The organism is Limnohabitans sp. 2KL-1, assembly GCF_003063435.1.
Taxonomy (GTDB): Bacteria; Pseudomonadota; Gammaproteobacteria; order Burkholderiales; family Burkholderiaceae_C; genus Limnohabitans_A.
Window position 1 is genome coordinate 22,226 of sequence record NZ_NESL01000016.1, and the last position, 25,687, is coordinate 47,912.

Here is a 25,687-nt window from a genome sequence, read left to right on the forward strand (position 1 = left end):
TGGCATGGTTGCTGCTGTGCACTACACTCCTCGATCTGCGTAAAAACCCTTAGGAGTGCGCCATGTCCACGGCAGCCGATAAAGAACATTTCCAAACCACCGGTCTGTACGACCCGGCCAATGAGCACGATGCTTGCGGTGTCGGCTTTGTGGCCCACATCAAGGGTCACAAGACCCATGCCATCGTGACGCAGGCGCTCAAGATCCTTGAAAACCTGGACCACCGGGGTGCTGTGGGTGCGGACGCGCTCATGGGCGACGGTGCCGGTATCCTGATCCAGCTGCCCGATGCGCTGTACCGCGACGAGATGGCCAAGCAAGGTGTGGCCTTGCCACCGTTTGGCGAATACGGTGTGGGCATGGTCTTCTTGCCCAAAGAGCACGCCTCGCGCATGGCTTGCGAGCAGGAGCTGGAGCGTGCTGTCAAGGCCGAAGGCCAGGTGGTGCTCGGCTGGCGCGATGTGCCCGTGAACCGTGAGATGCCCATGTCGCCTCGCGTGCGCGAAAAAGAGCCGGTCATGCGCCAGATCTTCATCGGCCGTGGTGCCGACGTGATCGTGCAGGACGCCCTTGAGCGCAAGCTGTACGTGATCCGCAAGACCGCCAGCGCCGCGATCCAGGCCCTGAACCTCACGCACAGCAACGAGTACTACATCCCCAGCATGTCCAGCCGCACCGCGGTCTACAAGGGCTTGCTGTTGGCCGACCAGGTCGGTACCTATTACCTCGACCTGCAAGACGAGCGTTGCGTCTCGGCCCTGGGCCTGGTGCACCAGCGTTTCTCCACCAACACTTTCCCCGAGTGGCCATTGGCTCACCCCTACCGCTATGTGGCGCACAACGGCGAGATCAACACCGTCAAGGGCAACTACAACTGGATGAAGGCGCGAGAAGGCGTGATGTCTTCGCCCGTGCTGGCCGCCGACCTGCAAAAGCTCTACCCCATCAGCTTTGCCGGTCAGTCCGACACCGCCACCTTCGACAACTGCCTGGAACTGCTGACCATGGCGGGCTACCCCATCAGCCAGGCCGTGATGATGATGATCCCCGAGCCTTGGGAACAGCACACCACCATGGACGAGCGCCGCAAGGCCTTCTATGAATACCACGCCGCCATGCTGGAGCCATGGGACGGCCCGGCCTCGATCGTGTTCACCGATGGCCGCCAGATTGGCGCCACGCTGGACCGCAACGGCCTGCGCCCATCGCGCTACATCATCACCGACGACGACATGGTCATCATGGGTTCGGAAACCGGCGTGCTGCCGATCCCCGAAAGCAAGATCGTGCGCAAGTGGCGTCTGCAGCCCGGCAAGATGTTCCTGATCGATCTGGAACAAGGCCGCATGATCAACGACGAAGAGTTGAAGGCCGGTCTGGCCAGCGCCAAGCCTTACAAGCAGTGGATCGAGAACCTGCGCATCCGCCTCGACGATGTGGAGCACGCCGTGGCCGGTGAAGGCGCGCAAGAGCTGCCCATCAGCCAAACCGAACCACAGTCGGTGGGCACCAGTGCCGCATCGCCCGAATTGCTCGACCTGCAGCAAGCCTTTGGCACCACCCAGGAAGACATCAAGTTCTTGCTGGCCCCGATGGCCTCTGCCGGTGAAGAAGCCATTGGCTCCATGGGCAACGACAGCCCGCTGGCCGTGCTGTCTGACAAGAACAAGCCGCTGTACAACTACTTCAAGCAGTTGTTCGCGCAAGTGACCAACCCGCCGATCGACCCGATCCGCGAAGCCATCGTGATGTCGCTGGTGTCCTTCATCGGCCCCAAGCCGAACCTGCTGGACATCAACCAGGTCAACCCGCCCATGCGCCTGGAAGTAAGCCAGCCGATCCTGGACTTCGCCGACATGGCCAAGCTGCGCAACATCGAGCAAGCCACCAAGGGCAAGTTCAAGAGCGCGACGCTGGACATCACCTACCCCGCGCTGTGGGGCCGCGAAGGCGTGGAAGCCAAGCTGGCCTCGCTTTGCGCTGAAGCCGTGGACGCCATCAAGGGCGGCCACAACATCCTGATCATCAGCGACCGTGGCGTGAGCGCCACCCAAGTGGCCGTGCCTGCGTTGCTGGCGCTGTCGGCCATCCACCAGCACCTGGTGACCGAAGGCCTGCGTACCACGGCCGGTCTGGTGGTCGAGACCGGCACCGCCCGCGAAGTGCACCACTTCGCCGTGCTGGCCGGTTACGGCGCAGAAGCCGTGCATCCCTACCTGGCGATGGAAACGTTGGCTGCGCTGCACAAAGAGCTGCCCGGTGATTTGTCGGCCGACAAAGCCATCTACAACTACGTCAAGGCGATTGGCAAGGGTCTGTCCAAGATCATGTCCAAGATGGGCGTGAGCACCTACATGTCGTACTGCGGTGCGCAACTGTTTGAAGCCATCGGCATCAACAGCGAAACCATCAACAAGTACTTCACCGGCACCGCCAGCCGCGTGGGCGGCATCGGCGTGTTCGAAATCGCCGAAGAAGCCTTGCGCATGCACACAGCCGCCTTTGGCGACGATCCTGTGCTGGCCACCATGCTGGACGCTGGCGGCGAATACGCCTGGCGCGCCCGTGGCGAAGAGCACATGTGGACGCCCGACGCGATTGCCAAGTTGCAGCACTCCACCCGTGCCAACAACTTCAGCACCTACAAGGAATACGCGCAGATCATCAACGACCAAAGCAAGCGCCACATGACGCTGCGCGGTCTGTTCGAGTTCAAGATCGACCCGTCCAAAGCCATTCCGCTGGAGCAGGTCGAACCTGCGGCCGAGATCGTCAAGCGTTTCGCCACGGGCGCGATGTCTTTGGGATCGATTTCGACCGAAGCGCACGCCACCTTGGCTGTGGCCATGAACCGCATTGGCGGCAAGAGCAACACCGGTGAAGGCGGCGAAGACTCGGCGCGTTACCGCAACGAACTCAAAGGCATCCCGATCAAGTTGGGCGATTCACTCAAGAGCGTGATCGGTGAAGAAAACGTCGAAGTCGATTTGCCTTTGCAAGCTGGAGACTCGCTGCGTTCGCGCATCAAGCAGGTCGCTTCGGGCCGTTTCGGTGTCACCGCCGAATACCTGTCGAGCGCCGACCAGATCCAGATCAAGATGGCCCAGGGCGCCAAGCCCGGCGAAGGCGGTCAGTTGCCTGGCGGCAAAGTGTCCGAGTACATCGGCAAGCTGCGCCACTCGGTGCCCGGTGTCGGCCTGATTTCGCCACCCCCACACCACGACATCTATTCCATCGAGGATTTGGCCCAGCTGATCCACGACCTGAAGAACGTGGCGCCGCACAGCGACATCAGCGTCAAGCTCGTGTCCGAAATCGGCGTCGGCACGATTGCCGCCGGTGTGGCCAAGTGCAAGGCCGACCACGTGGTGATCGCTGGCCACGACGGCGGCACAGGCGCTTCGCCCTGGTCGTCTGTCAAGCATGCGGGCTCGCCCTGGGAAATCGGTCTGGCCGAAACCCAGCAGACCCTGGTGCTCAACGGCTTGCGTGGTCGCATCCGTGTGCAGGCCGATGGCCAGATGAAGACCGGCCGCGACGTGGCGATTGGCGCTTTGTTGGGTGCTGACGAGTTCGGCTTCGCCACCGCACCGCTGGTGGTTGAGGGTTGCATCATGATGCGCAAGTGCCACCTGAACACCTGCCCGGTGGGAGTGGCCACGCAAGACCCCACACTGCGCGCCAAGTTCACCGGCAAGCCAGAGCACGTCGTGAACTACTTCTTCTTCATCGCGGAAGAAGTGCGCCAGATCATGGCCCAGCTGGGCATCGCCAAGTTCGACGACCTGGTGGGCCGCGCCGACCTGCTCGACATGCGCGCTGGTGTGAGCCATTGGAAGGCCCGTGGTCTGGACTTCGGCCGCCTGCTGGCCGTGCCCCAAGTCACGATGGACGCCGACGTGCGCCATGTGCAAACCCAGGACCATGGTCTGGAAAAGGCTTTGGACAACGTGCTGATCGCCAAGAGCCGCGCTGCCATCGACAAGGGCGAAAAAGTGCAGTTCATGGAAGTCGCCCGCAACGTGAACCGCTCGGTCGGTGCCATGTTGTCTGGTGCCGTGACCAAAGTGCACCCCGAAGGTTTGCCTGACGACACCCTGCGCATTCAACTGGAAGGCACAGGCGGTCAGTCGTTTGGTGCGTTCCTGGCCAAGGGCATCACGCTGTACCTGATCGGCGAAGCCAACGACTACACCGGCAAAGGCTTGTCGGGCGGTCGCGTGGTGGTGCGTCCGAGCCTGGAGTTCCGTGGCGTGGCCGCGCAAAACATCATTGTGGGCAACACCGTCATGTACGGTGCGACCACCGGTGAGGCTTTCTTTGCCGGCGTGGCCGGTGAGCGCTTTGCCGTTCGTTTGTCGGGCGCGACTGCGGTGGTCGAAGGCACAGGCGACCACGGTTGCGAATACATGACCGGCGGCACGGTCGCGGTCTTGGGTAAAACCGGCCGCAACTTTGGCGCAGGCATGAGCGGCGGTATCGCCTATGTGTATGACGAAGACGGCGAATTCGCCTCGCGCTGCAACACCGCCATGGTCAGCATGGAAAAGGTGTTGTCTGCCGCCGAGCAGGAAGCGCAAATTGACCGCAAGGTGTGGCACCGCGACCAGAGCGACGAAGCGCAGCTGAAGAAACTGCTGGAAGACCACCACAAGTGGACCGGCAGCCAGCGCGCCCGCGAGTTGCTGGACAACTGGGCCACGGCCCGTGCCAAGTTCGTGAAGGTGTTCCCGAACGAATACAAGCGTGCTCTGGGCGAAATCAACGCCCGCAAAGCAGCCAAGGCCGCCAAGCCTGTGGCCGCCTGAGCCCCAAGTCAAGAATCGAAGGAAACATCATGGGAAAAATCACCGGTTTCATGGAATTTGAGCGCATCGAAGAGGGCTACCAGCCTGTTGCCGAGCGCCTGAAAAACTACGGCGAATTCGTGATCGGCTTGACACCCGAGCAGTCGAAAACACAAGCGGCGCGTTGCATGGACTGCGGCACACCGTTTTGCAACAACGGCTGCCCGGTCAACAACATCATTCCGGACTTCAACGACCTGGTCTACAAGGGCGACTGGCAAAACGCCATTGAGGTGCTGCACAGCACCAACAACTTCCCCGAGTTCACCGGCCGCATCTGCCCCGCACCTTGCGAGGCGGCTTGCGTGGTCAACTTCAACGACGACGCCGTGGGCATCAAGTCGATCGAGCACGCCATCATCGACCGCGCTTGGGCCGAAGGCTGGGTCACACCCCGTCCTGCCAAGGTCAAGACCGGCAAAAAAGTTGCCGTGATCGGTGCAGGCCCCGCAGGCCTGGCCGCTGCCCAGCAGCTGGCCCGCGCCGGTCACGACGTGACCTTGTTCGAAAAGAACGACCGCGTGGGTGGTTTGCTGCGCTATGGCATCCCTGACTTCAAGATGGACAAGTCGCACATCGACCGCCGCGTCAAACAGCTCGAAGCCGAAGGCGTCCACATCCGTACCAGCGTGCTGGTCGGTGAGTGGCCCAAGGATTCCAAGGTCACCAACTGGGCCAAAGAAACCATCAGTGCCGAACAGCTCAAGAAAGACTTTGACGCCGTGCTGCTCACGGGCGGCTCCGAGCAGTCGCGTGACCTGCCCGTGCCCGGCCGCGATCTGGACGGCATCCATTTCGCCATGGAGTTCCTGCCCCAGCAAAACAAGGTCAATGCGGGTGACAAGCTCAAAGGCCAACTGCGCGCTGATGGCAAAAACGTCATCGTGATCGGCGGCGGCGACACCGGCAGCGACTGCGTGGGCACCAGTACACGCCATGGCGCTGTGAGCGTGACCCAGTTCGAGGTGATGCCCGAGCCACCCGAAAAAGAAAACAAGTTGATGGTCTGGCCTTACTGGCCCATGAAGCTGCGCACCAGCTCCAGCCACGACGAAAGCGCCGAAAAAGGCCTGCTCAAGCGCGAATTTGCCATCTCCACCAAAGAGTTCATCGGTGAAAAAGGCAAAGTCACGGGCTTGAAGACTGTGCACGTCGAGTTCAAAGACGGCAAGATGGTCGAAGTGCCCGGCACCGAGCAGGAATACAAAGCCGACATGGTCCTGCTGGCCATGGGCTTCACCAACCCGGTCGCCACCGTGCTCGACGCCTTCGGCATCGACAAGGACGCCCGTGGCAACGCCAAGGCCACAACCGACTTCACCGGCGGCTATGCCACCAATGTGAACAAGGTGTTCGCCGCCGGTGACATGCGCCGTGGCCAATCGCTCGTCGTGTGGGCGATCCGCGAAGGCCGTCAGGCTGCACGCGCTGTGGACGAGTTCCTGATGGGGCAAAGCGACCTGCCACGCTGAGGCTACTGGGTTCTAGGTAGAATCCCTAGACCGTTGCAGGTTCACACACGCTTGACCTGAGGCCTTTAACATTGCAAGAGCCGGTTTGTCCGGCTCTTGTTTTTCATGACTACCCAAACCACGCCCTCCCTTGTTGAATTGCGCAACCTGACCTTCGGGTATGGCGACCGTGTCATCTTGAAGAACTTGAGCTTCAATGTGCCGCGAGGACAAGTCACGGCCCTGATGGGCGTGTCCGGTGGCGGTAAAACCACGGTACTGCGCCTGATTGGCGGACAGATCCGGGCCAGCCAGGGGCAATTGCTGTTTGATGGCCAGGACATCACCTCCATGCGCCAGGCCGAGCTTTACGCAGCCCGTCGCCGCATGGGCATGCTGTTCCAGTTCGGCGCACTGTTCACCGACATGAGTGTGTTCGACAACGTGGCGTTTCCTTTGCGCGAACACACACATTTGTCGAATGACCTGATTCGCGACATCGTGCTGATGAAGCTCGATGCGGTGGGGTTGCGGGGTGCGCGTGATTTGAAACCCTCTGAAATTTCAGGTGGCATGAGCCGCCGCGTGGCTTTGGCCCGCGCCATTGCGCTGGACCCGGACCTCATCATGTACGACGAGCCCTTTGCCGGACTGGACCCGATCTCGCTGGGCACGGCGGCGCGCCTGATTCGCCGACTGAACGACAGTCTGGGCATCACCAGTGTGGTGGTGTCGCACGATGTGACCGAGACCTTTGAAATTGCCGACCATGTGGTCATCCTGGCCAACGGTGGCGTGGCTGCACAAGGCACCCCCGCCGAGCTGCGCGCCAGCTCCGATCCACTGATCCACCAATTTGTGCATGCCTTGAGCGACGGCCCAGTACCTTTCCACTACCCGGCACCTACGGCTGTACAGGACTATGACCGGAGGTCGGCATGATCACCGCCTTGTTGGGTGCTTTGGGTGCATCCACTCGCCAGATGCTGGCCGATTGGGGCTTTGGTGCCCGTTTGTTTTTCAAGCTTCTGGGCATGTCGGGGGCCGCGCTCAGGCGCTTTGGCTTGGTGCGCGACCAGGTGCATTTCCTGGGCAATTATTCGCTGGCCATCATCACCGTGTCTGGCCTGTTTGTGGGTTTTGTGCTGAGTTTGCAGGGCTACTACACCTTGCAGCGTTATGGCTCCGCTGAAGCACTGGGCCTGTTGGTGGCGCTCAGCTTGGTGCGCGAGTTGGGGCCGGTGGTGGCGGCTTTGCTGTATGCCGGTCGTGCCGGCGCGTCGCTCACGGCCGAGATCGGCCTCATGCGAGCGGGCGAGCAGCTCACGGCCCTGGAGATGATGGCGGTCGACCCGGTGCAGCGCATTTTGGCTCCGCGCTTTTGGGGCGGCATCATTGCCTTGCCCTTGCTGGCGGCGGTGTTCAGTGCGGTGGGAATTTTTGGCGGCTATGTGGTGGGCGTCTTGCTCATTGGCGTGGATGCAGGTTCATTCTGGAGCCAGATGCAAGGCGGGGTTGATGTCTTCAAGGACGTGGGCAACGGCATCATCAAGAGTGTGGTGTTTGCCGTTGCGGTGACTTTCATTGCCTTGCTGCAGGGGTATGTGGCCAAGCCCACGCCTGAGGGTGTGGCCAGTGCCACCACCCGCAGTGTGGTGGTTTCTTCTTTGTCGGTGTTGGGGCTGGATTTCATCCTGACCGCGATGATGTTCAGCATTTGAGGAGGACGGCATGCAACGTTCAAAAAATGATGTGTGGGTGGGTTTGTTTGTGTTGGTCGGTGCCTTGGCGGTGCTGTTCTTGGCGCTCAAGTCGGCCAATTTGTTGACGCTGAACTTCAGTTCAGACTACGCCGTCACAGCCAAATTCGACAACATCGGCGGCCTCAAGCCCGGTGCCGCAGTCAAAAGTGCGGGTGTCGTGGTCGGCCGCGTGAAAAAAATTGAATTCGATGGCGAGTCGTTTCAGGCCAAAGTGACGCTGGCGTTGCAGTCCGGCCTGGCATTTCCACAAGACAGTTCGCTGAAAATCTTGACCAGTGGTTTGCTCGGTGAGCAGTATCTGGATGTGTCACCCGGGGCCGATGGAAAAAATCTGGTGGCAGGCGACAAGATTGGGTCCACCCAGTCGGCGGTGATTCTGGAAAACCTGATCAGCCAGTTTTTGTACAGCCAGGCAGAAAAACCTGCGGCAGAAGGTAAAAAACCATGAGCAAAGTCATCCAACGCTGTTCAGTGTGGGTCATCGCCGCAGCGGTCCTGGTCTTGCAGGGCTGCGCGAGCGTGAAAACGGCCGATCCGCGTGACCCTTGGGAGTCGATGAATCGCAGCATTTATCAATTCAATGATGCGGTGGATACCGTGGCCATCAAGCCTGCGGCAGAGGTTTATGTGAAGGTGTTGCCCAGCTTTGTTCGCACGGGTGTTCACAATTTCCTGGGTAATCTGAGCGATGTTTGGTCCATGGCCAACAGTGCCATGCAGCTCAAAGGCCAGGCCACGGCGGAGACCTTCATGCGCATCAACGTCAACACGTTCCTGGGCTTGGGGGGCTTGCTGGATGTGGCCAGCGAAATGCGCATTGAAAAGCGCAAAGAGGACTTTGGACAAACGCTGGGCCGTTGGGGCGTCAAACCGGGGCCTTATCTGGTCCTGCCTTTGCTGGGTCCATCGACTTTGCGCGATACGGTGGCTTTGCCGCTGGATTTCAAGGGCGACCCTTCTCAAATTGTTGCAGACGATGCCTCGCGCAACAGTTTGTCCGCCATGCGGCTGCTGGACGTGCGTTCGGGTTTGCTGCAGACGGTGGATGTCATCAAGGCCGCTTCACTGGACCCTTATACGTTTGTGCGTGACGGCTATTTGCAAAAGCGCAGAAATGACATTTACGACGGCAACCCGCCTTCTAATTTTGATTACGGCGAGTCCGAGCCCAATGGCAAATGACCGCTCGTTACAGTTGTTCACAAGCCCTTTACTGGCTGGCTCTATAGTTATCCGATGAAAAAAATGTTCACAGACCTCTTCCTGAAACGCCGCCATTGGTTGCTCGGTGTGGGCGCGGCCTTGGCCCTGGCTGCAGGGCCCGTATGGGCCTCAGATGAAGCGCCTGAGGTCTTCATTAAGCGCATCACCAATGACACCCTGGACACCATCAAAGCGGACAAGGCGCTGCGCAATGGTGACGTTGGCAAGATCATGCAATTGGTGGACGTCAAACTGATGCCCCATGTGAATTTTCGGCGCATGACTGCTTTGGCCACTGGCCCAGCCTGGCGCAAGGCCACGCCCGAACAGCAAACCCGTTTGCAAGACGAATTCAAGATTTTGCTAGTGCGCACTTATGCCGGTGCTCTGAGCCAAGTGTCCGACCAGGTGGTGCTCGTCAAACCCTTGCGTGCCGGTCAAGAAGACAAAAATTTGGTGGTCAACACCGAAGTGCGGGGCAAGGGCGACCCGATCCAGCTGGATTACCGGCTTGAAAAAACACCCGGACAAGGTGCTGGCTGGATGATTTTTGACCTGAATGTGCTGGGCGTTTGGCTCATCGAAAACTACCGCACCCAGTTCACCAAGGAGATCAATGCCGGGGGCATTGATGCGCTGATCGCCAGCTTGGCGGCACGCAACAAAACCAATGCCAAAGCCTCCTGATGGTCGCTGAGATGAGCGTTCTGAAATTGCCTCACACCTTGCTCCATGAGCAGGCAGATGCCTGCTTGGCACAGTGGGTGACGCATTGCCGTACGAATGCGCAGCCCTCGGTGGTGCTGGATGCCTCGGCACTGGTCGAGTTCGACTCTTCCGCTTTGGCCGTTTTGTTGGGTTTGCGTCGGGCACTTTCGGTGCAAGGCAGTGCACTGCAAATCACGGGCATGACGCCGCGTTTGCGTGAACTGGCCAGTTTGTACGGGGTGCTGGGCTTGCTTGAACAGGCCTGAAAACCGGGTTTCAAGGTCTTTTCGTCCTGATCCCCCTGCAGTGCCCTGGGGTCTGCGGTCCAGCACTTAAAATAGACCCCTCCATGCCAGCGCTCTCTTTCCAATCCGTTTCCAAGACCTACCCGGCCAAACAGGCCGGCGCAGCCGCGTTCAAAGCCCTCGACCAAGTCAGCTTTGATGTGGAGGAGGGCGAGTTTTTTGGCTTGCTGGGGCCCAACGGCGCAGGCAAAACCACTTTGATCAGCACGTTGGCAGGCTTGACGCGTGCGAGCGAGGGTCGTGTGCTGGTGCATGGCCACGATGTGCAGACCGATTACGCCACCGCCCGCCGATTGTTGGGCGTGGTGCCGCAAGAGCTGGTGTTTGACCCGTTTTTCACCGTGCGCGAATCGCTGCGCATTCAGTCCGGCTATTTCGGCGTCAAGAAAAACGACGCCTGGATCGACGAGTTGCTGGACAGCTTGGGTTTGGCTGACAAAGCCAATGCCAACATGCGTCAGCTTTCGGGTGGCATGAAGCGCCGTGTGCTGGTGGCGCAAGCCCTGGTGCACAAGCCGCGCGTGATCGTGCTCGACGAGCCCACGGCCGGGGTCGATGTTGAATTGCGCCAGACCCTGTGGCAGTTCATCGCCAAACTCAACAAGCAAGGCCACACCGTTTTGCTGACGACCCATTACCTCGAAGAGGCCGAAGCCCTCTGTGGCCGCATCGCCATGCTCAAGCGAGGTCAGTTGCTGGCGCTGGAGCGCACATCCGATTTGCTGCGATCGGCCACCAGCCAGGTGCTTCGCTTCAAGCTCGACGGCGACTTGCCGCCTGCCGTGGCGGCCATCGCTCGCGTGACGGGCCGCATCGTGCAATTGCCGGTGCACAACGCGCTCGAAATCGAAAACCATTTGGCCACCATCCGCTCGGCGGGCTTGGTGGCTGAAGACGTTGAAATCCGTCAGGCTGATCTGGAAGACGTGTTCCTCGAAGTCATGAACCGCAAGCAACCCCAGAATGGAGCCACGGCATGACCGGTTGGCAAACCCTGCTCTACAAGGAAGTCCTGCGTTTTTGGAAAGTGGCTTTCCAGACCGTGGCCGCGCCCGTGCTCACATCGGTGCTTTACATGCTCATCTTCGGCCATGTGCTCGAAGACCATGTCAAGGTGTATGACCAAGTGCCTTACACCTCGTTCTTGCTGCCTGGCCTGATCATGATGGGGGTGTTGCAAAACGCTTTTGCCAACAGCTCGTCGAGCCTGGTGCAAAGCAAGATCATGGGCAGTTTGGTGTTTTTGCTCCTCACGCCTTTGTCTCACCGCAGCTGGTTTGTGGCCTATGTGGGCTCGTCCATCGTGCGGGGTTTGGCCGTGGGCCTGGGCGTGTTTGTCATCACGGGCTGGATGGTCAACATCGGCTTTGTCTATCCGCTGTGGATTTTGGCCTTTGCCTTCATGGGGGCGGCCATGATGGGTGCGTTGGGCGTGATCGCCGGTCTGTGGGCTGAAAAGTTTGACCAGATGGCCGCTTTCCAGAACTTCATCATCATGCCGATGACCTTTTTGTCGGGTGTGTTCTATTCCATCCATTCGCTGCCACCCTTTTGGCAAAAGCTCAGCCACCTGAATCCGTTTTTCTACATGATCGACGGGTTCCGTTATGGTTTCTTTGGCCAAAGCGACGTCTCACCCTGGATCAGTCTGGCCGTGGTGGGCACTGCTTTGGCACTCATCAGCAGCCTGACCCTTCACCTTTTGCGCACCGGCTACAAAATTCGGAGCTGACCCCCCATGAACGCAGAGCAACTTCAAGCCATCATTGCCGCAGGCCTCGACTGCACCCACCTCACCGTGGAGGGCGATGGCCGCCACTGGAGCGCCGTGGTGGTGTCAGAGGCCTTTGCTGGCATGCGCCCCATTGCGCGTCATCAGCGGGTGTACGCCACGCTGGGCCAAAAAATGCACACCGACGAAGTGCATGCCTTGTCGATGAAAACCTACACGCCTGCCGAATGGTCTGCGCAAGTGAACTGAACGCTTCGCCCATTTGAGCCTTCGCCAAAAAGCACACTGAGCTGACCCATGGACAAACTGAAAATTCGCGGCGGCAAGCGCCTGCAAGGCACGCTGGATGTGGCGGGTGCCAAAAACGCGGCTTTGCCCGAGTTGTGCGCTGCTTTGCTGAGCGCCGAGCCTGTCACGCTGGCCAATGTGCCGCGCCTGCAAGACGTCTCGACCATGCTCAAGCTGATCCGCAACATGGGCGTGACGGCCGAGCACCACGAAGACGGCAGCGTCACGCTCGATGCGGGCGCACTGAACAATCCCGAAGCCCCTTATGAGCTGGTGAAAACCATGCGCGCCTCGGTGCTGGCGCTGGGCCCTTTGTTGGCCCGCTTTGGCCACGCCAAAGTCTCATTGCCCGGCGGCTGCGCCATCGGTTCGCGTCCGGTGGATCAGCACATCAAAGGTCTGCAGGCCATGGGTGCCGAGATCACGGTGGAGCACGGCTACATGTTGGCCAGCTTGCCCGCAGGCCGCACGCGCTTGAAGGGGGCGCACATCACGACCGACATGGTCACGGTGACGGGCACCGAAAACTTCATGATGGCTGCTGCGCTGGCCGAAGGCGAGACGGTGCTCGAAAACGCCGCCCAAGAGCCCGAAATTGGTGACTTGGCTGAAATGCTCATCAAGATGGGTGCCAAGATCGAAGGCCAGGGCACGCGCCGCATTCGCATCCAGGGTGTGGAGCGCCTGCACGGGGGCCAACATCAGGTGGTGGCTGACCGCATCGAGGCGGGCACTTTCTTGTGCGCGGTGGCTGCGACAGGCGGTGACGTGGTCCTGCGCCATGGCCGCGCTGACCATCTGGAAGTGGTCATCGAAAAACTGCGCGATGCCGGTGCCACCATCGAAGCGGGAGAAGGCTTTATCCGCGTCAAATCCGAAGGCCGCTTGAAGGCCCAAAGTTTTCGCACCACCGAATACCCGGGTTTCCCGACCGACATGCAGGCCCAGTTCATGGCGCTCAACTGCATCTCGCAAGGTGCCAGCAAAGTGACCGAAACGATTTTTGAAAACCGCTTCATGCACGTCAACGAACTGGTGCGCCTGGGTGCGCACATTCAGATCGATGGCAAGGTGTCGGTGATCGAGGGCGTGGAAAAGCTCTCCGGCGCGACCGTGATGGCGACCGACTTGCGCGCTTCGGCCAGTCTGGTGATTGCCGGTCTGGTGGCCGATGGTGAAACCATCGTGGACCGCATCTACCACCTGGACCGGGGCTACGACCGCATGGAAGCCAAGCTGCGCTCTGTGGGCGCGGACATCGAACGAATTCACTGAAAGCCGGGGGCGCAAGCCCCGGGTGCAAAGCACATGATCACACTGGCCCTGTCCAAAGGACGCATCTTTGACGAAACCCTGCCGCTGCTCAAAGCCGCAGGCATCGAGGTGCTCGAAGACCCCGAAAAATCGCGCAAGCTGATCTTGCCCACCAACCAGCCCAATGTGCGCGTGGTGCTGGTGCGCGCCAGCGATGTGCCCACCTATGTGGAATACGGCGGTGCCGATTTGGGTGTGACCGGTCTGGACACCCTGATTGAGCACGGCGGCCAGGGCCTCTATCAGCCGCTGGATCTGAACATCGCCAAATGCCGCATGAGCGTGGCGGTGCGCGCCGACTACGATTACGCCGCACAGGTGCGCACGGGTGCGCGTTTGAAAGTGGCGACCAAATACACATCAATAGCGCGTGACTTTTTCGCCACCAAGGGCGTGCACGTCGACCTGATCAAGCTCTACGGCAGCATGGAGCTGGCCCCGCTCACGGGCCTGGCCGACGCCATCGTCGATTTGGTGTCGACAGGCAACACCCTCAAGGCCAACCACTTGGTCGAGGTGGAGCGCATCATGGACATCAGCTCGCGCTTGGTGGTGAACCAGGCCGCGCTCAAGCTCAAACAAGCGCCGATCCGCGCCATCATCGACGCCTTTGCCGGTGCGGTGAAGAAAGACTGACCCATATGACCGCCATCGGCCTGCACGCCAAACCATTGCAACTGAACACGGCAGACGCCGGTTTTGAAGCGGCCTTCGCGGCCCGCCTGCATTGGTCTGCCGACACCGACGCCGCCATCGAGCAGCGTGTGGCCGACATCCTGGCCGATGTGCAAAAGCGTGGCGATGCCGCTGTACTCGACTACACCCAGCGTTTTGACGGCCTGCAAGCGCCCGACGTGAAGGCACTCGAGATCACCCAGGCCGAGTTGCAAGCGGCGCTGGACAGCTTGCCCGCCGTGCAACGCGAAGCCCTGCAAGCCGCCGCTGCCCGTGTGCGCAAATACCACGAAGCGCAGAAAAAAGCGTCTGGCGAGAGCTGGAGCTACCGCGACGAAGACGGCACGCTGCTGGGCCAAAAAGTCACGCCGCTCGACCGCGTGGGCATTTACGTGCCCGGTGGCAAAGCCGCTTACCCCTCTTCGGTGCTGATGAACGCTATCCCCGCCCATGTGGCGGGTGTGCAAGAGATCATCATGGTCGTGCCCACACCGCAAGGCGTGCGCAACCCGCTGGTGTTGGCCGCTGCCTGTGTGGCCGGTGTGAGCCGCGCCTTCACCGTGGGCGGCGCGCAGGCCGTGGCCGCCTTGGCTTATGGCACCGCCACCATCCCCAAGGTGGACAAGATCACCGGCCCGGGCAACGCCTATGTGGCCAGCGCCAAAAAGCGCGTGTTCGGCACCGTGGGCATCGACATGATCGCGGGCCCCTCAGAAATTTTGGTGCTGGCCGACGGCACCACGCCCGCCGAATGGGTGGCGATGGACCTGTTCAGCCAGGCCGAACACGACGAACTGGCGCAAAGTATTTTGCTGTGCCCCGATGCGGCTTACATCGCTGAAGTGCAGGCCGCCATTGACCGCCTGCTGCCCGAGATGCCGCGTCGCGAGATCATTGCCAAGAGCCTGAACGACCGGGGTGCGCTGATCCTCACGCGCAACATGGAAGAAGCCTGCGCCATCAGCAACCGCATCGCGCCCGAGCACCTGGAGGTGTCGAGCCGCGACCCGCACCGCTGGGAGCCATTGCTGCGTCACGCAGGCGCGATCTTTTTGGGCGCTTTCACCAGCGAGTCGTTGGGCGACTACTGCGCAGGCCCCAACCATGTGTTGCCCACCAGCGGCACGGCGCGTTTCTCCTCGCCCTTGGGCGTGTACGACTTCCAGAAACGCTCCAGCCTGATCGAGGTCAGCGAAGCGGGTGCCCAGCCCTTGGGCCGCATCGCTGCCGAGCTGGCCTATGGCGAAGGCCTGCAAGCGCACGCCCGTGCTGCCGAGTTCCGTTTGAACCCTGTTCCCCCTATGCGAGAGTCCAAATGACGGTGAGTCCACAACTGATGCAACGCATCCGCCAGGACGTGCAGTCCATGCACGCTTACGCCATCCAGGATTCGGTCGGCATGGTCAAGCTCGACGCAATGGAAAACCCGCACCGCCTGCCCGCTGATTTGCAAAAGGCTTTGGGCGAGCGCCTGGGCGCGTTGGCGTTCAACCGTTACCCCGATGGCCGTGTGAACGACCTGCGCGCTGCGTTGGCCCAGCACGCGGGCATGCCCGAAGGCTTTGACATCATGTTGGGCAATGGCTCGGACGAGCTGATCTCGCTCCTGGCCATGGCCTGCGATGTGCCCGGCGCAAGCATCCTGGCCCCGCTGCCGGGCTTCGTGATGTACGCCATGAGCGCCCAGCTCCAAGGTCTGGCTTTCCATGGGGTGCCACTCACCACCGACTTTGAACTCGACGAAGCCGCTATGCTGGCCGCCATTGCCGAGCGCAAGCCGTCCATCGTGTACCTGGCTTACCCCAACAACCCCACGGGCAACCTGTGGAACGACGACACCATCGAAAAGATCGTGCTGGCACAAGGCGCTCAAGGCGGCTTGGTGGTCATGGATGAGGCCTACCAGCCCTTTGCCAGCAAGAGCTACATGGACCGCATCACGCGCCACACGCATGTGCTCTTGATGCGCACGCTCAGCAAGTTTGGCCTGGCCGGTGTGCGTTTGGGCTACATGGTGGGCCCCAAGGCCTTGGTGGCCGAGATCGACAAAGTGCGCCCGCCCTACAACATCAGCGTGTTGAATTACGAGTGTGCTCTGTTTGCGCTGGAGCATGCCGAGGTGTTTGCCGCCCAGGCCAAAGACCTGCGTGAGCAGCGTGCCCGTTTGCTGCAAGCACTGGCCGCCTTGCCCGGTGTGACCCCGTTCCCAAGCGAGGCCAACATGGTCCTGGCCCGCGTGCCCGATGCGGCCAAAACCTTTGACGGCCTGAAGGCCCACGGCGTGCTGATTAAGAACGTTTCTAAAATACACCCATTGCTGGCCAACTGCCTGCGCCTGACCGTGGGCACCGCGCAAGAAAACGACCTGATGCTGGCCGCTCTGAAAGAATCGCTATGAACCGTACCGCTGAAGTCACCCGCAAGACGGCCGAGACCAACATCCGCGTCGCCATCAACCTGGACGGCACAGGCCAAGCCAAACTGGCCAGCGGCATCGGTTTTCTGGACCACATGCTGGATCAGATCGCCCGCCACGGTCTGATCGACTTGGACATAGCCTGTGAAGGTGACCTGCACATCGACGGCCACCACACCGTCGAAGACATCGGCATCACCCTGGGTCAGGCGTTTGCCCAAGCCATTGGCGACAAAAAAGGCATCCGCCGTTATGGCCACGCCTATGTGCCACTCGACGAAGCCCTGAGCCGCGTGGTGGTGGATTTTTCGGGCCGCCCCGGCCTGCACATGGACGTGAAGTTCACTTCTGGTTCGCTGGGCGCGCTCGACACGCAACTGGTTTATGAGTTCTTCCAGGGCTTTGTGAACCACGCCCTGTGCACGCTGCACATCGACAACCTCAAGGGCGTGAACGCGCACCACCAGTGCGAGACCATTTTCAAGGCCTTCGCCCGCGCCGTGCGTGCCGCGCTTGAGCTTGATCCGCGCTCGGCGGGTGTGATCCCTTCCACCAAAGGCAGTCTCTGAACATGAGCACCAACCGCGTTGCTGTCGTCGATTACGGCATGGGCAATCTGCGCAGCGTGGCGCAGGCGGTGATGCACGCCGCCTCCAGCGTGGACCATGCCGAAGTCACCGTCACATCTGACCCGCAAGTGGTGCGCAATGCGCACCGTGTGGTCTTGCCGGGGCAGGGCGCCATGCCCGACTGCATGCGCGAGCTGCGCGAGTCGGGCCTGATGGACGCCGTGCTCGAAGCCGCCGCCAGCAAACCGCTGTTTGGCGTGTGTGTGGGCATGCAAATGCTGCTGGACCACAGCGCCGAAGGCGACACGCCCGGCCTGGGCCTGATCCCGGGCCGCGTGGTCAAGTTCGAGCTGGCTGGGCAAATTCAGCCCGACGGCACCCGCTACAAAGTGCCACAAATGGGCTGGAACCAAGTCTGGCAAGACGCCCCAGCGCACCCGCTTTGGAACGGCATTGCCGACGGCAGCTGGTATTACTTCGTGCACAGCTTTTATGCCCAGGTGGCCCACCCGGCGCACAGCGCGGCCCAGACCGATTACGGCGGCCGCTTTGCCTGCGCCATTGCCCGTGACAACATTTTTGCCACCCAGTTTCACCCTGAGAAGAGCGCGGCCCAAGGCCTGGCGCTGTTCCGCAATTTCCTCCACTGGCAGCCTTGAGAAGTTTTCACTGCCGTTTTTTAGCCCTCCTGCTCTTTTAAATTCGCCATGATTCTGATCCCCGCCATTGACCTCAAAGACGGCCACTGCGTTCGCCTCAAACAGGGCGATATGGACCAAGCCACGACCTTCGGTGAAGACCCCGCTGCCATGGCCCGCACCTGGCTCGAAAAAGGCGCACGCCGCCTGCACTTGGTCGATCTGAACGGCGCTTTCGCTGGCAAACCGCAAAACTTCGGCGCGATCAAATCCATCCTCAAGGCCGTGGGCGACGACATCCCGGTGCAGCTGGGTGGCGGTATCCGCGATCTGGACACGATCGAAAAATACATCGACAGCGGCCTGCGTTACGTGATCATTGGCACGGCAGCCGTCAAGAATCCGGGTTTCTTGAAAGACGCCTGCACCGCCTTTGGCGGCCACATCATCGTGGGCCTTGACGCCAAAGACGGCAAAGTCGCCACCGACGGCTGGAGCAAGCTCACCGGCCACGAAGTGGTGGACCTGGCCAAGAAGTTCGAAGACTGGGGCGTCGAGTCCATCATCTACACCGACATCGGCCGCGACGGCATGCTCAGCGGCATCAACATCGACGCCACCGTCAAGCTGGCCCAAGCCCTCACCATTCCCGTGATCGCCTCGGGCGGCCTGTCCAACATGGCCGACATCGAGCAGCTGTGCGCTGTCGAAGACGAAGGCGTGGAAGGCGTGATCTGCGGTCGCGCTGTGTATTCGGGCGATCTTGACTTTGCGCTGGCGCAGCAACGCGCCGACGAACTCAACGGCTGAACTTCGCAGGGCCCCACAGATGACCGCGCAGGCGACTTGTCGCGACACCGTGTTCGCCGGTTTGCCCGCTTGTGAGCTGGCTTTGCCGCAAGGTGACCGCCTGGTGGTGGCCTTGCACGGCGCGCATGTGCTGTCTTGGCAAACCAGTGGGCGTGAGCGCCTGTACCTGAGCCCGACCAGCGTGATGGACGGGCAGGGGGCCATTCGCGGCGGTGTGCCGGTGTGCTTTCCGCAGTTTAACCAGCGCGGTCCGATGGCCGACCGTTTGCCCAAACATGGCTTTGCCCGCAACGTGGCCTGGCAGGCCGATGCGCCGGTGTTGTCCGCACAAGCGGCCAGCCTGACGCTGTGCCTGACCGACAACGCCCAGACCCGCAGCTGGTGGCCACAGGCTTTTGAAGCGCAGTTGCAGATCGATTTGACGCCCGGCGATTTGCGCCTTAGCCTGCGCGTGCACAACACCGACACGCAGCCGCTGGCGTTTTCAGGCGCGCTGCACACTTATTTCGCCGTGCCCGATGTGACCCAGGCCACCCTGCAAGGGATGGGCGGGCTGGCCGAATGGGATTCATTGACCGACACCCACGCACAAGCCCCCGACACGCTTCGCTTTGCCGCCGAATTTGACCGGGTTTATGCCGCCGATGCCCACACCCCCCGGCAGCCCATGACGCTGAACCAGAGCCTGCGCATCAGCCAAAGCCCCAGCTGGGCCAACACCGTGGTCTGGAACCCCGCACAAGACCTGTGCAAGCGCCTGACCGACATGCCCGACGACGGCTGGCGGCACATGCTGTGCGTCGAAGCCGCGCAAGTCTATGACCCCATCACCTTGCCCGTGGGCGGGCGGTGGGAAGGCTGGCAGCGCTTGCAGGCGCTGGACCACTGAGATAAGAAAAGAGAACCTCCATGCTCGCCAAACGCATCATTCCTTGCCTTGACGTGACCGGCGGTCGCGTGGTCAAAGGCGTCAACTTTGTCGAACTGCGTGACGCGGGCGACCCGGTCGAAATCGCGGCCCGCTACAACGAGCAAGGCGCAGACGAACTCACCTTCCTCGACATCACCGCCACCAGCGACGGGCGCGACGTGATCCTGCACATCATCGAGGCCGTGGCTTCGCAAGTGTTCATTCCGCTCACCGTAGGCGGTGGTGTGCGCACCGTGGAAGACGTGCGCCGCTTGCTCAATGCCGGGGCCGACAAAACCAGCTTCAACTCGGCCGCCATTGCCAACCCGCAAGTCATCCGCGAAGCCTCTGCCAAATACGGTGCGCAATGCATCGTGGTGGCCATCGACGCCAAACGCCGCACCGCCGAAGACGAGCAGCGCATCGGCACCCACGGTCTGCCCATGGGCCCGGGCTGGGATGTGTACAGCCACGGTGGCCGCAAAAACGTGGGCCTGGACGCGGTGGCCTGGGCCACCCAAATGGCCGAATACGGCGCGGGCGAAATCCTGCTGACCAGCATGGACCGCGACGGCACCAAAAGCGGCTTTGACCTGCAACTGACCCGCGCTGTGAGCGACGCCGTGAGCGTGCCTGTGATCGCATCGGGTGGCGTGGGCAACCTCGACCACCTGGCCGACGGCGTGAGCATCGGCGGGGCGGACGCGGTGCTGGCGGCGAGCATTTTTCACTACGGTGAATACACGGTGAAGCAAGCTAAAGCTCGGATGCGCGAGCGGGGCATTCCTGTGCGTTTGTGAGGACTGCTAAGGCTTGATGCAGTGAATTCAAAGGGCTGGCGATGCCACCCGCCAGCAGCGCGGCCATTCCCTTCATTTGTGCCAGCAGGTTAACCACTTCGTCTTCCGTCAGTACAGTACTGAACCCTTGGTTGTGAGTGCAGGTCGATACCCTGCGCTCATTGGCCAGTATGAACAAAAACGCTTCCAAATCGCCCACACCCATCTCGCGTGGGTGACGCATGCCACTGGACTGAACCTATTTCCGGCAGTTGACAGTGCGTAAATCGGCGCAAAGCTAGACTCGGAGCCAGTTTCAACGGACTTAGCGAGGTCACCAAATGGGTGAAGCAAAAAGGCGGCAGCTTGCGCTTCAAGCGCAGGCCCTGGAGGCGATGGCGGTGGACACCCCGGGGGGGGCGAATTCACGTGCATTGGGACCACGGTGCCAGCGCCACGCCCAATGCACAACTGGCGTTCTTCGCCGAGTTTTTGACCACCACGGGCGTGTACGACTCCTGGCTCGATAGCTGCCCATTAAGTTACACCAGCCCCAACGCCCCAAGCAAACGGGATGTGCTGGGTACATGGCTACTGGCGATACTGGCAGGCCATAACCGCTACGCCCACATTACCGCTTTGCGAGGCGATGCGGTGAGTGCGCAGATTCTGGGGATGAAGAAAATCATCAGTGAAGACGCGCTGCGCCGCTCGCTCTCGCGCATGAGCGCCCAGCAAAGCCAAGAGTGGCTTGGGCCCCAGCTCATGGGCAGCGTGCAAGCTGCATTGAGCACCCCGTGGATACTGGACATCGACACCACCATCAAACCGCTGTATGGCAAACAAAGCGGCGCACAGGTCAGCTACAACCCCCATAAACCCGGGCGCCCCAGCCACGCGCTGCACACGTACTGGGTTGGCAGCCTGCGCTTGGTGCTGGACGTTGTGGTCTCACCCGGCAAGGAGCACAGCGCGGCCAAAGCGCGACCGGGTCTCATCGGCGTGCTGGACAAACTCACGCCCGAGCAGCGCCCTGCCTTGGTCCGAGGAGACTGCGGCTTTGGCAACGAGCCTTTTATCGCTGAGTTGGAGGATCGCGCCCAGCCCTACCTGTTCAAGCTGCGCCAAAGCGTAGGGGTCAAGAAGTTGTTGACACGCCAGTTCGCGCGTGACGACTGGAGTACGCCCGGCCCCAGCGACCAAGGTTGGAGCGCGGTCGAAGACACCCTCAAACTCTCGGGCTGGTACAAATCGCGTCGGGTCGTTGTCTTGCGTCGCGCCGTCAAAACGGATTTGGCACTGAGTCGCAAGGCCAAGAATGAGCCAGGCGAGCAGATCGAGTTGCTGATGCCAGACAAGGGCGTGCAGGCTTGGGAGTACGCGGTGCTGGTGACCAACAGCGCCTACGCGCTGGACGCCTTGGGTCAACTCTACCGTGACCGTGCCGACTGCGAGAACGGGTTTGACGAGCTGAAGAATCAGTGGGGATGGGGAGGCTTTACGACCCAGGACATTGAGCGCTGCCAGAGCAGCGCGCGCGCTGTTGCATTGGTCTACAACTGGTGGAGCTGGTACTGCAGGGCGGCCAAGCCGGGGGCACGAATGGAGGCCATCACCAGCCGAGCGTTATTGCTGGCCGGTGTGGGCCGGGCGGTCAAACATGCGGGACAGACCACGCTGTATCTGACGCCCATGCATGGGGCCAAGGGCAAGCTGCTGGCGTTGATCGCCAATATCCGAGCGGCATTGGGTCATGTCAGGGCTGTTGCGGAGCAGTTGCCGAGGACAGAGCGTTGGAAGACGTTCTTGGACTATGTTGTGGCGCGAATCACGCTACATGCGCCTGCGGGGTTACCGCCAAATCAGCTCATGGCGGTGGGGTAACTGCCGGATTTAGGCTGAATAGCACTCCGGTGAATGGAAAAAAGAATTCAATAGATGTAATTTTTATCGGTTTTGAGACTATAGTGGAGAGACTTGACCCGCTCACGCATCTGATCAAGCAAGCGGGTGGACTGCAAGGAAGGGGCACCGGGTTTCATGGCAAATTTATAACTGTATGAAACCAAGTTCATGAAAATGTAAATTATAAATTAATCGTATTGCATTTTTTAATATAAAAGATTTATATACTGTGCCCGGATGTATCTACTGGGTTCTGCGGTTTACATTACGTTAAGCATCGTTCCGCACCACATGCAGCAACGCTCGTACATTGCAAAGAAGGGAGAAATATGCAGGATAAAAACATACCAAAGCAATCGGAAGAGAGTTGGCAAACCCACGCAAAGCGAATTTATGGTTTGGCGGCCTCCGGGTTGACCCGCGTACAACGAACTGCGGAGGAGCTGCAGCGCAGCGCAGGCGAATCGATGACGGAAGCAAGCGATAAGGCCTGTGAGCTTCTACGTAGAGCGGATGCCAAGACCGATGAGATAACCGAGCAACTTGATATTGCTGCTAAAGCTACTCGGGTGGTGGCCACGGTTGCCGCCGCCGGTGCAGTTGTCGCAGCTCCAACCGGACTAACCGCGCTTGGTGTCACAGTAGGTTTGGTTTCCGCACCGGCAATTGTCACGGCCGCCCCCGTCTTGTTGGGTGTTGCAGCGGGTGCAGCCTCTATTTCGGCGGGTGCCTCGTTGTACAAGAAATACCGTTCGCCCAAAGTCGCCAAAGACGAGGCTTAACGATTCATTCAACCGGAGCAGTGGGGCATGCCCCACTGCTCCGGTTAACTCTAACGTTAGGCCTTTCAATATGAAAAACTTGATGTATAAATTTCGCATTTCACGATACGCAAAAAACACGTTTATATTTGCGACTCTTCCGATCCTATTGTCCTTAATAACGGCGTGTGGCAACTCAAATTGGACGCGGGTAGCAACTGAATCTAGCGGAACTTTGTATGTTGACCACTCAAAGACTGAGAAGGCTGGCACCAGAACAACCGTCACGCACATGCTCGACCTTTCATCGCCAAGAACCATCGGCGTAGTCAGTAAATTCACATATCTATCATCTATATCAATAGAGCAATACGATTGTGCTGAACACAAGTCGCGTTCACTGAAAATGGATTTTTTTGATGGTTCTATGGGGCAGGGCTCCAATGTGAATTCAGTCCGCCCAGACTTTTGGCTACCTCGTAACCGCAACTTGGGTTCCATAGAGGAATTGTGGAAGATCGCTTGTCGATAATGTCGGGTTAATTAAAGATTGTCTGGTACTTATCGTCCCTGCAGGCCGCAGAAGCCACAGTTGGCTGCCACGCCGCCGAAATTCGATTCCTTCAACACGTCCTACAGCGAACATCTCGGAAAGATTATCTAATGAAGTCAGTGTCCAAAATTTTGATTGTGATCGGCTGTTTCGCGATCCTCTATGCCATTTTTATGGATACGACAGTTTCATCTGGCTATGGCCGCATCCACAATCTTGGACTTCAGGCAGATCGGCAGCTATTTCTGATCCTAGGATGCTTCATGGCGTTTGCTGGCGTCGTTCTCATTGCCGTACTAAAGTTAAAGCAAACGCCGGATCAGGAGGCTGCAGAAGTCGCTGCAAGGCGTGCCGTAATATCCACCGCCAAGCAAGCCGCCGTAAGCGCTGCACAGCAGCTTACCGAATCAACCGCAGTACGCAAAAGTGGCCGCCTTCTCTCGACAATTCGATTGAACCCGCGCAAAGCAATTTCGGATAATCTTGCAGGCAGGTTGGCGATTGCTGGGTTTGTTGCAATCTGCGCAGTGCCCGTCAGTAGCATTCTCTTATTTTGGTGGGTGCTTCCAATTGTGGCGCTGCTCTACTCAATAGCGGATCGCCCCGCCATAGACGTAATGAGATCGCTGCTTCACGTTAACTTGGCTTGCACGTTACTCATTGCACTGCTATTCACATTAATTATGCTGGAGATGGAAGGCTGGCGATCCGAGGCGATCGCAAGCGACAGCCCTATCGGAGTAGCAATCCACTTTGTTCCGACTGCCATTGCACTTATTGGTACTGGAATTTCGTTAGTATGCCTGTACTATTTGCGTCGAAAACCAGCAAGTCCTGAACTTGGCGGTCATCAAATCTGAAACATCGCATGACCTGTTGAGAGGCCACGGTTACGAAGTCGTCATCCACAGCATTTCAAAAAAATACTTAAAACTTATCCGTAAATAGTAAAATACTGCCCTGAGCCTTAGTTGACGCGGCGCAAGGCAAGACGATGGTCACAAAGAAGCGTGTGGACTCATGGGTAGTGACTGATGATTTTTGGCAGAGGGTGGAGCCGCTGATTCCTGTACGTGAGCGCTCTGCTGATAAAGAGTATGCGCGCAAGCCTGGCGCTGGTCGCCCACCCAAGCCTGCGCGACAAGTGTTCGAGGCAGTCGTGTATGTGCTGCGAACGGGTTGCCAATGGAAGGCCTTGCCCAAGGAGCGATTCGGCAGTGCCAGCGCGGTCCACAAGCGATTTCTCGAATGGGAGAAAGCTGGCGTATTCGAGGCGATCTGGAAAGCCGGACTTGCTGAGTATGACCAAATGGAAGGCATCGCGTGGCGCTGGCAGAGCATAGACGGAGCCATGTTCAAGGCGCCTTTGGCGCAAGAAGCGGTCGGCCGCAATCCGACAGATCGGGGAAAAAAAAGGGAGCAAGCGACACCTTCTGGTGGACGGACGTGGCGTCCCGTTGTCGCTCGTCGTGACCGGGGCCAATGAGCACGACGTCACCCAGATCAGTGCAGTGCTTGAGTCCATTATGGTCAAGCGCAAGACGCCGCCACACAGGCGCAACAAGCATCTGTGCGCCGACGCGGGCTATCGAGGAAAGCCGGCGATGAAAATCATCTTGAGCCATGGCTATATTGCGCACGTCGTCGACCGAGGTAAGGAGGCGGATGCCAAACGACTCACCCCAGAGAAGAAGGCTCGGCGCTGGGTGGTCGAGGTTTGCCATAGCTGGTTCAACCGCTTCCGCAAATTGCTCGTGAGGTACGAAAAGCTTGAGCGCAGTTTCCTCGCACTCAACCACCTAGCCGCCGCCATCATCGCGTTCCGCAAAGTTTCTCTACGCGTCAATATTATTTACGGATAAGTTCTTAGCAACTGCTGCAGAGAATCCGATCACCCGAGTTCGACACCAAATCCCGATTTTTCGCCCTTTTTCGCCTCCGGCCTCAACAAAATCAAGCACTTGCAACTGATCTTCTGATTTTTTTGTAGTGGCAATATTGAGTGCAATACGTGCTGGCAAGTTACGTTGTCATGCGACCTGCCATTTGCTACACTTTGG

The 25,687-nt window shown here is 59.7% G+C and carries 25 protein-coding genes; all 25 read left to right on the plus strand.

All coding sequences use genetic code 11. The features are described 5' to 3' along the window. Positions 1-62: 62 nt before the first annotated feature. Complete coding sequence (locus tag B9Z47_RS17705; RefSeq protein ID WP_108332535.1) at positions 63-4,808, plus strand: glutamate synthase-related protein; 4,746 nt, start codon at positions 63-65, stop codon at positions 4,806-4,808. 29 nt (positions 4,809-4,837) lie between these two features. Beyond that, positions 4,838-6,319, plus strand: a complete 1,482-nt coding sequence (locus B9Z47_RS17710) for a glutamate synthase subunit beta (protein WP_108332536.1) — start codon at positions 4,838-4,840, stop codon at positions 6,317-6,319. A 105-nt stretch (positions 6,320-6,424) separates the two neighbouring features. Further along, positions 6,425-7,240 (plus strand): ABC transporter ATP-binding protein, encoded by an 816-nt coding sequence (locus B9Z47_RS17715; RefSeq protein WP_108332557.1) that lies wholly within the window; start codon positions 6,425-6,427, stop codon positions 7,238-7,240. Next, positions 7,237-8,019: a lipid asymmetry maintenance ABC transporter permease subunit MlaE gene (mlaE, locus tag B9Z47_RS17720; RefSeq protein ID WP_108332537.1), complete on the plus strand. Its 783-nt coding sequence runs from the start codon at positions 7,237-7,239 to the stop codon at positions 8,017-8,019. Before B9Z47_RS17715 ends, mlaE begins: the two co-directional genes overlap by 4 nt. Before the next feature lie 10 nt (positions 8,020-8,029). Further along, positions 8,030-8,509: an outer membrane lipid asymmetry maintenance protein MlaD gene (gene mlaD, locus B9Z47_RS17725; RefSeq protein WP_108332538.1), complete on the plus strand. Its 480-nt coding sequence runs from the start codon at positions 8,030-8,032 to the stop codon at positions 8,507-8,509. After that, positions 8,506-9,243 carry a VacJ family lipoprotein gene (locus tag B9Z47_RS17730; protein ID WP_108332539.1) on the plus strand — a complete coding sequence of 246 codons (738 nt, stop codon included), beginning with the start codon at positions 8,506-8,508 and terminating at the stop codon, positions 9,241-9,243. The genes mlaD and B9Z47_RS17730 overlap by 4 nt, the downstream gene beginning before the upstream one ends. Before the next feature lie 63 nt (positions 9,244-9,306). Continuing rightward, on the plus strand, positions 9,307-9,951 hold the full coding sequence (locus tag B9Z47_RS17735; RefSeq protein ID WP_369912591.1) for a phospholipid-binding protein MlaC: 645 nt from the start codon (positions 9,307-9,309) through the stop codon (positions 9,949-9,951). An 11-nt stretch (positions 9,952-9,962) separates the two neighbouring features. Next, the gene (locus B9Z47_RS17740; RefSeq protein ID WP_108332558.1) at positions 9,963-10,238 is read left to right on the plus strand and encodes a lipid asymmetry maintenance protein MlaB; all 276 of its coding nucleotides are present in this window, start codon (positions 9,963-9,965) and stop codon (positions 10,236-10,238) included. A gap of 83 nt (positions 10,239-10,321) precedes the next feature. Further along, positions 10,322-11,257 carry an ABC transporter ATP-binding protein gene (locus tag B9Z47_RS17745; protein ID WP_108332541.1) on the plus strand — a complete coding sequence of 312 codons (936 nt, stop codon included), beginning with the start codon at positions 10,322-10,324 and terminating at the stop codon, positions 11,255-11,257. After that, positions 11,254-12,009 carry an ABC transporter permease gene (locus tag B9Z47_RS17750; protein WP_108332542.1) on the plus strand — a complete coding sequence of 252 codons (756 nt, stop codon included), beginning with the start codon at positions 11,254-11,256 and terminating at the stop codon, positions 12,007-12,009. Before B9Z47_RS17745 ends, B9Z47_RS17750 begins: the two co-directional genes overlap by 4 nt. Positions 12,010-12,015: 6 nt before the next feature. Then, complete coding sequence (locus B9Z47_RS17755; protein WP_108332543.1) at positions 12,016-12,258, plus strand: BolA family protein; 243 nt, start codon at positions 12,016-12,018, stop codon at positions 12,256-12,258. 48 nt (positions 12,259-12,306) lie between these two features. Further along, positions 12,307-13,572 carry a UDP-N-acetylglucosamine 1-carboxyvinyltransferase gene (murA, locus tag B9Z47_RS17760; RefSeq protein ID WP_108332544.1) on the plus strand — a complete coding sequence of 422 codons (1,266 nt, stop codon included), beginning with the start codon at positions 12,307-12,309 and terminating at the stop codon, positions 13,570-13,572. 33 nt (positions 13,573-13,605) lie between these two features. Beyond that, on the plus strand, positions 13,606-14,247 hold the full coding sequence (hisG, locus tag B9Z47_RS17765; RefSeq protein WP_108332545.1) for an ATP phosphoribosyltransferase: 642 nt from the start codon (positions 13,606-13,608) through the stop codon (positions 14,245-14,247). A 5-nt stretch (positions 14,248-14,252) separates the two neighbouring features. Then, positions 14,253-15,605 carry a histidinol dehydrogenase gene (gene hisD, locus B9Z47_RS17770; RefSeq protein ID WP_108332546.1) on the plus strand — a complete coding sequence of 451 codons (1,353 nt, stop codon included), beginning with the start codon at positions 14,253-14,255 and terminating at the stop codon, positions 15,603-15,605. Continuing rightward, entirely contained in the window at positions 15,602-16,684 is a 1,083-nt protein-coding gene (gene hisC, locus B9Z47_RS17775; protein WP_108332547.1) for a histidinol-phosphate transaminase, read from the plus strand. Before hisD ends, hisC begins: the two co-directional genes overlap by 4 nt. Then, positions 16,681-17,271 (plus strand): imidazoleglycerol-phosphate dehydratase HisB, encoded by a 591-nt coding sequence (gene hisB / locus B9Z47_RS17780; protein WP_108332548.1) that lies wholly within the window; start codon positions 16,681-16,683, stop codon positions 17,269-17,271. Before hisC ends, hisB begins: the two co-directional genes overlap by 4 nt. Before the next feature lie 2 nt (positions 17,272-17,273). Continuing rightward, a complete protein-coding gene (gene hisH / locus B9Z47_RS17785; protein ID WP_369912596.1) occupies positions 17,274-17,930 on the plus strand; it encodes an imidazole glycerol phosphate synthase subunit HisH in 657 nt (218 codons plus the stop codon). 48 nt (positions 17,931-17,978) lie between these two features. Then, complete coding sequence (hisA, locus tag B9Z47_RS17790; protein WP_108332550.1) at positions 17,979-18,719, plus strand: 1-(5-phosphoribosyl)-5-[(5-phosphoribosylamino)methylideneamino]imidazole-4-carboxamide isomerase; 741 nt, start codon at positions 17,979-17,981, stop codon at positions 18,717-18,719. Positions 18,720-18,738: 19 nt separating this feature from the next. Next, positions 18,739-19,608 (plus strand): D-hexose-6-phosphate mutarotase, encoded by an 870-nt coding sequence (locus tag B9Z47_RS17795; RefSeq protein WP_108332551.1) that lies wholly within the window; start codon positions 18,739-18,741, stop codon positions 19,606-19,608. Between the two features lie 20 nt (positions 19,609-19,628). Beyond that, positions 19,629-20,429 carry an imidazole glycerol phosphate synthase subunit HisF gene (hisF, locus tag B9Z47_RS17800; protein WP_108332552.1) on the plus strand — a complete coding sequence of 267 codons (801 nt, stop codon included), beginning with the start codon at positions 19,629-19,631 and terminating at the stop codon, positions 20,427-20,429. Between the two features lie 408 nt (positions 20,430-20,837). Beyond that, the gene (locus tag B9Z47_RS17805; protein ID WP_233253871.1) at positions 20,838-22,292 is read left to right on the plus strand and encodes a transposase; all 1,455 of its coding nucleotides are present in this window, start codon (positions 20,838-20,840) and stop codon (positions 22,290-22,292) included. Between the two features lie 350 nt (positions 22,293-22,642). Further along, complete coding sequence (locus B9Z47_RS17810) at positions 22,643-23,095, plus strand: hypothetical protein (protein ID WP_108332553.1); 453 nt, start codon at positions 22,643-22,645, stop codon at positions 23,093-23,095. A gap of 82 nt (positions 23,096-23,177) precedes the next feature. Continuing rightward, entirely contained in the window at positions 23,178-23,606 is a 429-nt protein-coding gene (locus B9Z47_RS19240; protein WP_369912600.1) for a surface-adhesin E family protein, read from the plus strand. Between the two features lie 131 nt (positions 23,607-23,737). Then, on the plus strand, positions 23,738-24,487 hold the full coding sequence (locus tag B9Z47_RS17815; protein ID WP_108332554.1) for a hypothetical protein: 750 nt from the start codon (positions 23,738-23,740) through the stop codon (positions 24,485-24,487). Positions 24,488-24,621: 134 nt separating this feature from the next. Beyond that, positions 24,622-25,489 (plus strand): IS5 family transposase gene (locus tag B9Z47_RS17820; protein ID WP_108332555.1). Its coding sequence is split into 2 segments (ribosomal slippage): positions 24,622-25,043 and positions 25,042-25,489, totalling 870 coding nucleotides; the frame shifts between segments, so codons are not numbered across the junction. Positions 25,490-25,687: the final 198 nt, after the last annotated feature.